The organism is Terriglobus sp. YAF25 (assembly GCF_052113305.1).
Classification (GTDB): domain Bacteria; phylum Acidobacteriota; class Terriglobia; order Terriglobales; family Acidobacteriaceae; genus Terriglobus.
In genome coordinates this window covers 1-11,727 of record NZ_JBFRCY010000190.1, presented here as the reverse complement: position 1 = coordinate 11,727, position 11,727 = coordinate 1, and the positions used below count along the sequence as shown (strand labels likewise).

Below are 11,727 nucleotides of genomic sequence, written 5' to 3'. Positions count from 1 at the left end.
CTCGGCTGAGGGGTGTCGTTGCGAGCATCCCTCTGGGCGACTACAACAATCGTCTTTTCCTCGCCAAGTGATTGAATTAATTGGATCGAGCTCTCGCGCCCCACGGTCAGAGGAAGGACCGCGTGCGGAAACAGAACCGTGTCTCGCACCGGAAGTACCGGCACCACCCGCTTGCTCTGCGGCTCTTCCTTCTTTTCGCCGGCGTTGGGCCGGATCACGCTTACAAAATCGCCCATGTGAGTGAACCTCTATCAGATCTTCTCATATCAGATGCCGCAGAACTAGATTGGTCGCAAACCGACCTACCCTCCGTTGGATGACTTATCGGCTGGACAGGTGATCCACTGAGTGGAAACTCTGCTAAAGTTCCCGGCATGAGCAACATCCGGAGCTTCTACGTTGCATTTCTGGCGGCCGCAGGCACCCTGCTGCCCGTCCAGACACCCACGCAAAACCAGCCCAAACCGCCTGCCTTTGACGTCGCCTCGGTGAAGCAGAACAAAAGTGTTGGGGATGGCCGGTCCCATATCTGGAGCTCCTCCGATAATGGCAATTTCAAAACCCAGAACGTCTCGATGAAGGGCCTGCTGGAATTTGCCTACGGGATGCCGCAGGCGCGGATTGTGGGCGCCCTGGGCAGCATCAGCGGCGTGAACTTCGATATCGACGCCAAGCTGGACGAAGACTCCGAAACACGCTTCGAAGCCCAAACGACCGACCTCCGGCGGGCACAGAAACCCAAGATGGTGCAGGCTTTGCTCGCCGAACGTTTTCACCTCACCTGTCATCACGAGAACCGGGAGATGATGAGCTACGCTCTCCTACCGGCCAAAGATGGTCCGAAACTCAAACCCGCGCAGAATGACGGTCTTCACTTCGGAGGCATGTACGGCCAGATCCGTGTATCGGGAGGAACGATCGAGCAGTTTGCCCGTCAGATCGCGTTGCGCATGAATGAACCGGTGGTCGACGCGACCGGCATTCCCGGTAGATTCGATATGGAACTGAACTATACGCCGCCCGAAGGCCCGGCGAGAATGAACGGCGCTCCCATCCCCGATCCTCCGCCGTCCATCTTCACGGCAATCCAGGAACAGCTTGGCCTGAAACTGGAAAAGCGTAAAGGCCCGGTCGAGGTCCTCGTTATCGATCATGTCGAGATGCCGACGGAGAACTAATGTCTTGTCGACACTTCGGGGATCCCCTGCGAACTCATCGCTGGGGCTTAGCGTGCGCTCTGCGCGACCGTATTTCTAGCGTCGGATGGATGATTCAGAAGGTTGATGAGAGCGCTTGTGAGAGTAAAGGCAGGGCCCCATGTCCCCGAGGGACATGGGGGCCCTGCTATAGGCGATCTCAAATTTGTCGGCATGCCGCTAGCTCGCAGCCATGTATCGTCCCATCTCGCGCACCAGGTCGCAGCTCTTCAGAAGGCTGGCGACTGCCTTTTCCGCCTGTTCCTCGCCTGTAAAGCGGAAGTCCACATAAAACAGATACTCCCAGGGTTTCCCGGGCACCGGCCTTGACTCAATCTTCGTCAGGTCGACGCCGGCCTCGGCCAGCCCCTGCAGCGCTTGCACCAGCGTTCCTGGACGATGCGCGACCGAAAAGGCCAGAGAGAGCTTGTTCGCCTGCGGAATGTTGACCGCATCTGCCTTACGTTTCAGCAGAAGAAAGCGGGTGTAGTTCTCTGGGTTATCTTCGACACCTGCCTCAAGGATCTCGGCTCCATACTCCGGCGCTGCGGGAGCGCTGGCGATGGCAGCGGTGCTGCGATCACCTTTCGCCATCATATGTTTCACGCTGCCCGCAGTGTCGTAGAACGGAACCGCATCGAGCTCACGATGGGCTGCCAGCCAGCGGCGGCACTGGCTCAACGCAACCGGATGCGATAGTACGCGTTTCACCTCTTCAAGGGTGACACCTGGCATCACCATCAGATTGTGGAGGATGCGCAGCAGCAGCTCTCCTTCGATACGAAGGTCGTGGTTGAAGAGCAGATCGTAATGCTCTGCCACGGAGCCGTGCAGTGTGTTTTCGATCGGGAGCACGGCGGTATCGACACCGTCGCCCGCGGCCAGGCGCTCCGCCACCTCCACGGAAAGAGCACAAGGCACGATAGTTACACCTTCTCCCAACATCTTCATTGCTGCGGCATGGCTGTTCGATCCACGCTCACCCTGAATTGCAACTCGCAAAGCAACCTTTTCCATTTGTGCTCACTATGACCGAGGAGAAATTCCCCTGTAAATTCTGGCAACGTTCAAAGTCTATCTGGCAACTTACTCTCACGTAACGTCCGCGTTACACAGATTTCCCCCGCGCCCGGCTGCGGGGCATTTCATCCAGGAGGAACCTCCAATGCTCTGGACAATTACAGTCATTCTTCTTGTTGCGTGGCTCGTCGGTCTGGTTTCCAGCTACACGCTCGGCGGCTGGATTCACATACTGCTCGTCCTCGCCGTTATCTCGCTGATCTTCAACCTGCTTGCCGGCCGACGCTCAGCGCTTTGACTTCACACTACCTGCGGAACGCATTCGCGTAAGCCGGAAGAAGGAGTAGGAACGAATGCTGCTCTTCTTGACGATTGTGTTGTTCGCTCTCTGGCTGCTCGGCATGGTCAGTACATACACACTCGGCGGATGGATACATCTGCTGCTCTTTTTGGCCGTGGCCGCGCTGCTTATTCGTTTGATTCAGGGACGCAATCCGCTCTAACGGCGGGTTGCGCCTCCCTTCCAGAACGCACGACCCAACCAAGGAGTCTTCATCATGAACAAGAGCAACATCAGCGGAAAAATCGATCAAGTAGTGGGCAAGGTCAAAGAAGGTGTCGGGGAAGCCGTTGGCAATGAACGCCTTGCCAACTCCGGTGTCGCTGACCAACTCAAAGGCCACGCCAAGGAAGCCTGGGGCAACGCCAAGGACACGGCCGCGGAGGTTCACAAGACCGCACGCACCGAAGCCGATGTCCGTCGCGAACAGGCTGAGACCCACGCGACCAGCATGCGCGACAAGATCACCACTGCAGCCGAAAACGCCAAAGATAAAGTGAACCAGAAACTCGACGACATCAAAGACGAACAGCGTGAGCACCGCGATAACATTCGCCGCTCAGCATAGGACAGGGGCATACCAGCTCCCCTCCGGCCCGGCCTTGCGCCGGGCTTTTATTTTGCCAATAGAGTCGGGGACCCAATCCCATCGAGTTCGACCCGCCAGCTACCGCCGCAACACGTCCGCAACCACGAAGCTCATAAACAACACCGCGATAATGCCGTTCAAGGTAAAAAACGCAGCATTCATGCGGCGCATGTCCTTGGGCGAGATAATCGCGTGCTCGTAGCCCAGCAGCAGAGCCACCACGCCGATACCCACCCAGCCCACCGGACCGAACGAGAATAGTGTTCCCAGCCACACCAGCAGACCCAGCATGCCGGCATGCATGATGCGGGCGATCCAGAAGGCGCCCTCTACACCGAATGCCGAGGGCACTGAATGCAGCCCGACACGGCGGTCGTGGTCGAAGTCCTGGCAGGCATACAGCACATCAAACCCGCCCACCCACAGCAGCACAGCGCCCGTCAGCACGATGATCCGCGGGTCTAATGATCCGCGAACTGCTATCCACGCAGCAGACGGCGCGATGCCCAATGCCAGGCCTAGAACAAGATGGCTCCAGCGCGTCACGCGCTTCATATAGCTGTACGAGAGCACCACGCCGAGCGCGACCGGAGAGAGCAGCAGTGTCAGGCGATTCAACATCGCAGCGCTGAACAGAAACAACGCGCAGCTCACAATCACGAACCCTGCCACAAACTTCGCACTCAACAAACCGGCAGGAATGGCGCGCATTGCCGTGCGCGGGTTCTTACTGTCGATCTCGGCATCCACCAAACGGTTGAAAGCCATTGCCGCGGAGCGCGCCGCCACCATGCACACGACGATCCATCCGAGCTTCGCCAGCGGCGGAATACCGCCCGCGGCAAGCACCGATGCCGTCAGCGCAAAAGGCAGCGCAAAGATGGAGTGTTCCCACTTGATCATCTCAAGTGTGACTGCCGTATTGCGCCAGATTCCCTGCACGCCTTTATTGTAGTTTGTCCGGGCCTGATTGCGGTTTTGCCGGTATTTCAAGAGCGTTTCCCTGTTGCTGGGAATCCCGAAGGGGGAGTGCGGCGGCGTTTCATTGCGGAAACGCCCACAGGATGCAGAAGCTCCGGACTACACACCCACAGAGAAAATGCTTCTATCGCTGCTCCGGGCTCGCCGCGCCCGCTACCTGCAGGTCGTTGGTCACCTTGAAGACCCCAGCCACCCCATTGGCGCGGACCCCCGCCGTATCCTTGTCCGCCTGCGTATCCACGACACCCGCTAGCGTCACATTGCCGTTTACTACGACAATGCGGATCGGCTTGGCTGGGTCAATGGAGTACTTATTCAGCGATGGGAAGCCGTACACTGCACGCGCCACCGCCATGCGAATACGATCGTCGTTCGGCGAGAGGGGCGCGACCTCGATGTTGTCCACAACATCCTTCACGCCCGGATAGTTCGACACCAGACTCACCGCAGAATCGCGATCCATCGGGCCATACGCTACCCCGCCGAGGGTCACGACGCCATCCTGCACACCGATGGTGAAGGAATTGAATGCGGTGGTGCCATAGCCGACTCGGTCGTACGAGAGCTTCTCCGCCAGCTTGTCGCGCAACTGTACATCAGTCAGTTCGCTGCTGCTGGCAACCTCGATCATGTTGCGCACAGCCAGCACATTTTTCACGTGATGAGCACGATTATCCGCATCGGCCTTGGAACTGTAGAGGTCTACAGAGCCGCTCAGAGTGACCACACCACGGTTCACGTCGGGCTTCACACCGCCGAACCGTTTGCTGCTGAGCTTTTCCTTTAGATCCTGAAGAATCTGGGTATCATTGGTGCCGCTGGCAGACTCTTTCTTACCCTGCGCATGCGCGGTGATTCCTGCGATGCCCATCGCTATCGCCAGCGCTAATCCAAGGGCGCTGACAACGTTCGTAAACCGCATCCTCTTCGACAACGCTGACGAACTCATATCTTGTTAGAAGCCGGGGTCCCGTCAATAGATGTATCTATATTACTTGTAGCGCTGCCGGATCTTATAGACGATGCTGAAAACACCGTTTTCATCGCGGGTGGCGACAATCGCGTTATTCCGGTTTACCTGGTATTGAAGCTGAATTAACTGTCGTGCCGACGAGTTCACATTCGTGGCAAAGACCACCGTCAACTGCCGCGATAGCTGCTCTTCAATTGTGATGCGGGCCGACGAGTTGCCCACAGCGCCGGTATAAGAGGGGTCAATCTTCACGGTTCCCGCTCCACCAAACAGCTTCGATACCCTGTTACTGACGGTCGCATTCAGTGCGCTTCCAAGCAGTGCCGAGGTCGTCGGATCGGTTCCGCTCCGCAATTGCTGCTCCTGGTAGATCTGGGCCTGTTCCTGGGTTCGCCCCAGAGCCAGCAGGGCGAAGATGTCCGCCTCGCTGAGCGGTGGTTCCGAGCGATAGGTTGGCTTCAGGCTGGTCGACGTACCATGCAAGCCGATGGTGATGTCGTAGTTACTGACGCGCGCCGTCGCATCCAGATCGATGACAGGATCGATTCGCACCGGGTTATTGAAGTAGACATCGCCGCGCTGCAACTGGTACTGCACACCCGCGAAGCTTGCACTGCCATCGGTAATCGACACGCGTCCCAGCACGGAAGGAACCGCCAGTGTACCCACGACGCGAAGGTCTACCTTACCGGCCAGCTTGGCATACGAGTTCTGGAAGTCAAGCTGCGGCGATGAGGTCACCCGGATATTGAGGTGCACCTTATTGGTCAACGCGTCCGGATCCGGCGGAGCCGAAACAGCGCCGCTGCCCGCAAACTGGGCAAAGTCAAACTCTTCGCTAAGGCCGAAACGGGTAATCAGCACATCGCCGCTCAACTGCATCGAGTTGCTGTTGCCGATCAGATGCAGGCTGGTATTCGCCGTCGTACTGACGCCGTAGAGACGGACACGTGCTGCATTCGTCGTCGCGGTCAGGTCAGCATAAAAGCCGTTCCGGTAGGTCATGAATCCACCCAGCCGCAACTGTCCACCACCTGTGGTCGCCGTGAGCGACTGCACCTCCAGCCGATCCCGGTTGAAAACCAAAGTGCCGTTGATATTACTCAGACCATTTGGGATATCTTCGTACGCCATATTGGCGTTCTTCATCTCTACGCGGCCGGTCAGTACGGGAGTCTGGATGGTTCCTGCGGCAAGATTCGACGTGGCCTTGAGCTTCGCATTATTCAGCGCCTTCAGGACGTTCTCGATGTTGAGATTACTGAACTCCAGCTTGCCCTGTGAGTCGTAGTTCCCGGTGAGCTGCGCCTGAGCGTCCACATTCATCGCGGCATGCAGCAGCGTCGATTGTCCCTTCAGGTAGACCATTGAACCCTGGCTATGGGCATCTGCCGTCAACTCACCCACCGGCGAACCGTCTAACGTAACGTTGGTCACGCGCAGATTCGCCTGCAGGTTCGGTTGATCCAGCGGGCCCTTCGCATCCAGGGTCGCAGTCAGAATCCCGTCGACCGGTAGGTTCCGCTTCTTCACATTCTCGAAGGCGGAGAGCCGTAGATCGTGCGTCTGCACGTGCGCATGCACTTGTTTGTTATCGATGTCATAGCCGGCGTCTCCGCTCAGCACCTGTACGTTGTGAGCACGGATCAACAGATTTTCGCCATCGATCGTGTGTCCGTGGACGTTCAGGTTCGTCTGCGCCAACTGGAATGGCTCACCGTAGGCCACACCATCGCGCAACGCTACCGTGCCTTTGCCGTTCAGATTTCCAATGGTGCCGGCCAGATGGCCATTGACGTTCAAAGTTCCGGTTACCGGCAGATTCGACTGTCCGGCCATCTGTAATGCTTCCACAACATCCGCATCGGCCAATTGCACATCGGCATCCACAACCGAATCTTTGTCCCACTCGTAGGACGAAACACCTCGACGCCCCTGGATGTGGTGTGCCTTCACTGAGCCATGAGCATGCAGCAATGAGTGCCCGCGCTTCAGCGTCGAGCTCGCAACCGCCAGCCCCTGCGGTGTGTATTCCGCGTCGGCAATGAGGGAATCGATAAGGAGCGTTGAGTCCGGCGCCACCTTCGCTTCCACTCCAGTCGCTTCCAGATGCCCTTTGATATCCAGTGAGGCCATCGGACCCGATGCTGTGCCATGGAAGGTCGCTGCTCCCTGCAGGTCGATGGGCAGCGCGCTGGCGCCCCGCTTCTCCCGGGGGTCATAACCGATGGCCGTCAGTATCGAATCCAACTCGGCGAGATTCCCCATTACGATATTGGTGCGCAGAGCCGTGGCGGCGTCTCCCTTATCGACACCCAGCACGCCATTTGCCTCCAGCGTCGTATATGGAGTCTTTGCCGTGAGTTGCTGGATGTTCACGATCTCTCCCTGTCCGCGATACTCAGCAACGACAGAGCCGGAGACCGGAACATTCTGTCTCCCCGGCACCTGCCGTCCGGTCGGCGCCAGCTTCAGGTTCGCATTCACAATTACAGAGTCTTCGATGTGAGCGAAGTCTCCGCCCCATTCGGCCTTCGCTGGCCCGGTTACCGCCACATCCAGGCCAAGGTCGGTAAAGCCGCGCGGCTGCGTAATCTCTTCAATGGCGCGCAGGCTTACGCGCGTCAATGTGACATCGACATAAGCATGCGACCGCACGCCCTTCGGCAGCGTGCGATTCCCTTCTGCCGGCGGCTTGGAATTCAACGCCTTCGCCGTTGTATTCGCCGTCTGCTGGCTAGCGGCAACCGTGGGCGATTTCTGGGCTGTATCTTCGGGAATCTGTCCCAGCCAGTTGTTGATCCGCATATCGCCGGCAATATGGCCGCCATCCGACAGATCGATCAACATCGCGTTCAGCAGTAGTTCGGTCGGCGTAACGTGCAACTTGGTATCGAGATCCACACCGTGCACACGAACAAACTGATCCGTATAGCCTGCTCCACGCGCCTTGACGGTTCCGGCGACCAGGTAGCCCTTCTGGCATTCAGGATCCGGCGGCAATGTCTTTACGTTAGCCGGACTTTGAGCCGGGTGACGTCTCTGCCAGAAGTGTGGCTGCTTCTGTGCCTCCTGGGGCGCAACCGCACAGCTATGAGCGGTCATGTCCAATGCGACGTTCCCTGCATTCAGGCCTGGAAAACCACTCAACACCGAAATCTGCTTGATCTCCAGATCGCCTTTGGCCGTTGCCTCCCATACCGGATTGTCGAAGTGTTCGAGCTGCGCCGTCAGGTCCAGCATCGAGCTCTCGCCGGTCGCCAGGTGCAGACTCTTCAGCGCCACCATCGAGCGGCCCAGCTCAATCTCGGCGGTCATGTGCGACTTCGCCTCAGGCATCTCCTGCATCTTCGTCGTCAGATCGTTAAGAGCGACGGAAATGCCATAGCGGTCAGATGACGAGAGATAGCGCACATTCACACCGAGCTGACGCGCAGCCATCTCGAATGGAATTGGCTTGTCATTCATCAGAACGACTCCATCCACGACCTCGGCTTCTTCTGGAAGTCCTGGGTATGCGTGTACAAGGTCAGCAGAGCCGTCAGCAACAGCAACAACGCGCCGGTTCCGGCAAAGATCCATGCCGCAATCCGCATGACCTTACGCCGTGGCGGATTGCCTGGCAAAAGGGGTACGTTCTCGTCGGACTGCTGGTTCTGCTGGGGAAGAAGCTCGCTCATGGCGCGACCTCCCCATCCTTGAAGATGCGTACGCTGCCCTGCTCCCGCAAGCTCTTTAGCCAGTCCTGCAGCATGGCGGAGACCTGCTGCTGCAACAGAACTTCTTCAATGCGTGAGGAGATCTGATCCAGCGGTGGCGGTGTTCCACCTCGCGCCTTCACCTCTGGCACAAGGGTCTTCTCGTAGTACTCCGAGATCTGCTGGTCGGTGATGCTTGCTCCCGACCGGAACCTCTGCTCAATGAAACGCAGCACCGTCATGCGCTGACGCCAGTGCTCACGCATCTCCGGCTCGGTGATGCCGTATTGTGAGAGGAACTCCTTCCAGCCATTTTCATTAGCGCTGCATTTATAGATCTGGCACTCAGAGAGCTGCTTTTTTAACTTCTCCAGCTCCGCATCGACCTCCTCGTCGCTCACCGGCTCAAGCTGCTGCTCCAGAGCCTGCTGATACACAAGAGTGCGATCGATCAGCCGGTTGAGTGCCTGCTCATAGGGAGTACCACCTCGCGCAATGCGGAAGGGCTGAATCTCCGCAAACCGCATCTCCTGATTGACGTCACTCTCCAGGATGAGCTGTTTGTTGACGATGGCAACGACGCGATCCAGCAGCTCGCCTTGCTTTGGCGCATCGCCTTGCTTTGGAGCATCGCCCTGCTTTGGCGCATTGCCCTGCTTCGGAGCCGTTGTCGGCGCAGGCGTCTGCTGTGCCATGGCGCTCATGGAAGCTGCCAGAGCCAGCACTGCAATCGTCCTGTGCCAACACGTCATCATCAGAAGGTCTGCCCAATGCTGAAGAAGAAGTTGAAGTGGCTCGCACGTCCCGCAAATCCTTTGACCTGTGGGTACGGTAGCGAATAGTCATTGACCACCGGATAATATGGCGGATTCAGGTTATAGCTGAAGTCCACACGAAGCGGCCCGACCGGAGTCTTATACCGTGCGCCCGTACCGATCGCATGCGAGAAATAGTTGAAGTCGCAGGTACCAGTCGTTACGCCGGTAAAGACCTTGCAGGTCTGCTCATTGGGCTGATGGAACCGCCCGAAGCTCTTCCAGATATCGGAGACGTTGATGAACGCATTGCCCATGTCATGGAACAGCACGATCTGCAGATTGTCATTCACAAGCGGCAGCACCGGTCCGGGCATACGCATCTCGAAGCTGTTTACAAAAACGCCATTTCCGCCGACCGGGAATCCAGTCGTCAGGTCGCGCGGCCCGGCGCCGTTGATGGGGAAGCCACGATGTGAGGTCGCCCCGCCGGCGTACAAACGCTCGGGCAGAGGTACCGCAATGCAGCTCGGGTCAGTCACCAGCTTCGAGCTACAGGCTGTGTTGCCATCAAGCTGAGGATTCGACCCGAGCGTTGCGATAAACCCAAACCGGGTGCTCCGGGCAAAGACGTAGCGGCTCTTCTTGCCGAAAGCGTAATAAGTGGAATTCGTGATATCTGTCCGATTGAAGTCCACGTCCGAACCGAAGACATGGTTGGAAAAGAAGTTTTGTGCCGAGAGAAAAATCCCCTTGGTCGCGTCCAGAGGCGATGGTTGCCGCGTGTCGTGCAGCAACGTAATTCCGGGGCCACCCACCTTCACGGGCTGCGACAGCAGGGGAATCAGATTGGCGGAAATCTGCAGGCTCGCCTGATCCACTGACACGCGGCGATAGGTGAAGTCATAGATCAACGTGTCGGCGCGGTTCACACGCTGCGTCAGCTTCATGGAACCCTGCAACTGCTTGGACGCATAGGTCGAGATGTTCCGCACATTGCTATAGCCGCCGGAGACCGCAGCATCCAGGTTGCGCTTGTTGCGGAAGTGCGGCAGCGAAAAAGTCGCCGTGGCGATCTGTTCCAGGAGGCCGTAGGTCACATGCATCGACAGTGATTGATCTCTTCCACGCCAATTGATACGGGTAACGTCGAAGCTGACGCGCGGGCTCACGCCCGCCTTCCCTTCCTGCCTACAGTCCGTATTGGGATTCAACGAGAGCTGCGCATTGCAGTTCGTCTGCGGTGTTCCGGTCTGCGCCTCAAAGCCGAAACCGTAGGTCACGTCCCAGCGTTTTGCCTCTTTCAGTTGCACCAGCACATTCTTGCGTGTGGCATGGCCATCGGGATTCTGGACCGCGGTATTTACTTCGCTGAACAGTGCGAGGTTATAGAGATTGCGTTGCGTCTCCAGCAACGCTGTCTGGTCCAGCGGCTGGTCCGGCTTGAGCTCAACCTGCCGCTGCACGACAACTGGCCGGGTTTTCATCGCTCCAGAGATGAGGACTTTGTTCACAAAGACCTGCTCGCCCTCGGTGACGTCCAGCGATACATTCATCACGGTGTCGTTGCCGTCTGCCTTCGACTGATGCACTTCCACCCGGGCCTGATCAAAACCGTGACTGAGGTAATAGCCCAGAACTGCATCGCGGTCACCTGACAAAGTAATCAACGAGTACGGCTGGCCCTGCTGGGCATTCATTAGGCCGCGAATCTCGCTGCTGCGGGCCGGGTTCGCGCCATTGAGAGCGACCTCGCCAAACTTCTGCTGCGTCCCTTCTACGATTGTCAGCAGAACGCGGATCTGGGCCGACTTATTCTTGTCAGACTCGACATCTTTAACATCAGTCTTCACTTCGGCATGGCTGAAGCCGTTCGCGCGATACAGCGCCTGAATGGAGGCAACATCGGCGGCCAGGAGCTGCTGGCTGTAGCGGCCGACTCGGTTATACGGGTCCGCATGCGCCACCTGCATGCGTTCTTTCAACGTGTCGGTATCGAAGTACTGATTCCCGGCGATGTCTACAGATACAACCTTGTGTTTCCGGTTGTTGTGGATGGTATAGGTCACCGTCTCCTGCGCTGTGCCCGCGCCGCTGCGCGACGCCGTTACGTCTGCGTCAAAGAACCCTTTCCGCTGCAAGGCTTCCTTAATGTTGTGCGCGCCTTCGTTGATC

General features: G+C 57.9%; 12 protein-coding genes. 4 read left to right on the top strand and 8 right to left on the bottom strand.

Going from position 1 to position 11,727, the window contains the following annotated elements; genetic code table 11:
• A partial coding sequence (locus AB4043_RS10005) for an LON peptidase substrate-binding domain-containing protein (RefSeq protein ID WP_442306974.1) occupies window positions 1-236 on the bottom strand: 236 nt, incomplete at its 3' end.
• Between the two features lie 138 nt (window positions 237-374).
• Between AB4043_RS10005 and AB4043_RS10000 the strand changes: the two genes are divergently transcribed.
• Window positions 375-1,178, top strand: coding sequence for a TIGR03435 family protein (locus AB4043_RS10000; protein WP_442300180.1), 804 nt, complete (start codon window positions 375-377; stop codon window positions 1,176-1,178).
• Window positions 1,179-1,376: 198 nt separating this feature from the next.
• Here AB4043_RS10000 and AB4043_RS09995 read toward each other — a convergent pair whose 3' ends face one another.
• Window positions 1,377-2,198 (bottom strand): prephenate dehydratase, encoded by an 822-nt coding sequence (locus tag AB4043_RS09995; RefSeq protein ID WP_442300181.1) that lies wholly within the window; start codon window positions 2,196-2,198, stop codon window positions 1,377-1,379.
• Between the two features lie 163 nt (window positions 2,199-2,361).
• On the opposite strand from AB4043_RS09995, the gene AB4043_RS09990 reads away from it, so the two are divergent.
• From AB4043_RS09990 to AB4043_RS09980, 3 genes are read left to right on the top strand one after another with little or no spacing between them, the layout of a single operon-like run.
• Window positions 2,362-2,514, top strand: a complete 153-nt coding sequence (locus AB4043_RS09990; RefSeq protein WP_442300182.1) for a lmo0937 family membrane protein — start codon at window positions 2,362-2,364, stop codon at window positions 2,512-2,514.
• A 55-nt stretch (window positions 2,515-2,569) separates the two neighbouring features.
• On the top strand, window positions 2,570-2,719 hold the full coding sequence (locus AB4043_RS09985) for a lmo0937 family membrane protein (protein WP_147649268.1): 150 nt from the start codon (window positions 2,570-2,572) through the stop codon (window positions 2,717-2,719).
• Between the two features lie 54 nt (window positions 2,720-2,773).
• A complete protein-coding gene (locus tag AB4043_RS09980; protein ID WP_442300183.1) occupies window positions 2,774-3,124 on the top strand; it encodes a CsbD family protein in 351 nt (116 codons plus the stop codon).
• 99 nt (window positions 3,125-3,223) lie between these two features.
• Here AB4043_RS09980 and AB4043_RS09975 read toward each other — a convergent pair whose 3' ends face one another.
• The 6 genes from AB4043_RS09975 to AB4043_RS09950 all read right to left on the bottom strand — a co-directional run.
• Window positions 3,224-4,048 (bottom strand): UbiA-like polyprenyltransferase, encoded by an 825-nt coding sequence (locus tag AB4043_RS09975; RefSeq protein WP_442300324.1) that lies wholly within the window; start codon window positions 4,046-4,048, stop codon window positions 3,224-3,226.
• Window positions 4,049-4,250: 202 nt separating this feature from the next.
• Window positions 4,251-5,048 (bottom strand): BON domain-containing protein, encoded by a 798-nt coding sequence (locus AB4043_RS09970; RefSeq protein ID WP_442300184.1) that lies wholly within the window; start codon window positions 5,046-5,048, stop codon window positions 4,251-4,253.
• Between the two features lie 69 nt (window positions 5,049-5,117).
• On the bottom strand, window positions 5,118-8,567 hold the full coding sequence (locus AB4043_RS09965) for a translocation/assembly module TamB domain-containing protein (RefSeq protein WP_442306973.1): 3,450 nt from the start codon (window positions 8,565-8,567) through the stop codon (window positions 5,118-5,120).
• Window positions 8,567-8,779 carry a hypothetical protein gene (locus AB4043_RS09960; RefSeq protein WP_442306972.1) on the bottom strand — a complete coding sequence of 71 codons (213 nt, stop codon included), beginning with the start codon at window positions 8,777-8,779 and terminating at the stop codon, window positions 8,567-8,569. Before AB4043_RS09960 ends, AB4043_RS09965 begins: the two co-directional genes overlap by 1 nt.
• On the bottom strand, window positions 8,776-9,552 hold the full coding sequence (locus AB4043_RS09955; protein ID WP_442300186.1) for a SurA N-terminal domain-containing protein: 777 nt from the start codon (window positions 9,550-9,552) through the stop codon (window positions 8,776-8,778). Before AB4043_RS09955 ends, AB4043_RS09960 begins: the two co-directional genes overlap by 4 nt.
• A partial coding sequence (locus tag AB4043_RS09950) for a BamA/OMP85 family outer membrane protein (protein ID WP_442306971.1) occupies window positions 9,552-11,727 on the bottom strand: 2,176 nt, incomplete at its 5' end. The genes AB4043_RS09950 and AB4043_RS09955, both read right to left, overlap by 1 nt.

Bases quoted from the DNA above. Each gene is read 5' to 3' on its own strand.
- AB4043_RS10000 (WP_442300180.1), top strand. From the start codon at position 375: ATGAGCAACATCCGGAGCTTCTACGTTGCATTTCTGGCGGCCGCAGGC.
- AB4043_RS09990 (WP_442300182.1), top strand. From the start codon at position 2,362: ATGCTCTGGACAATTACAGTCATTCTTCTTGTTGCGTGGCTCGTCGGT.
- AB4043_RS09985 (WP_147649268.1), top strand. From the start codon at position 2,570: ATGCTGCTCTTCTTGACGATTGTGTTGTTCGCTCTCTGGCTGCTCGGC.
- AB4043_RS09980 (WP_442300183.1), top strand. From the start codon at position 2,774: ATGAACAAGAGCAACATCAGCGGAAAAATCGATCAAGTAGTGGGCAAG.
- AB4043_RS09975 (WP_442300324.1), bottom strand. From the start codon at position 4,048: ATGATCAAGTGGGAACACTCCATCTTTGCGCTGCCTTTTGCGCTGACG.
- AB4043_RS09970 (WP_442300184.1), bottom strand. From the start codon at position 5,048: ATGCGGTTTACGAACGTTGTCAGCGCCCTTGGATTAGCGCTGGCGATA.
- AB4043_RS09965 (WP_442306973.1), bottom strand. From the start codon at position 8,567: ATGAATGACAAGCCAATTCCATTCGAGATGGCTGCGCGTCAGCTCGGT.
- AB4043_RS09960 (WP_442306972.1), bottom strand. From the start codon at position 8,779: ATGAGCGAGCTTCTTCCCCAGCAGAACCAGCAGTCCGACGAGAACGTA.
- AB4043_RS09955 (WP_442300186.1), bottom strand. From the start codon at position 9,552: ATGATGACGTGTTGGCACAGGACGATTGCAGTGCTGGCTCTGGCAGCT.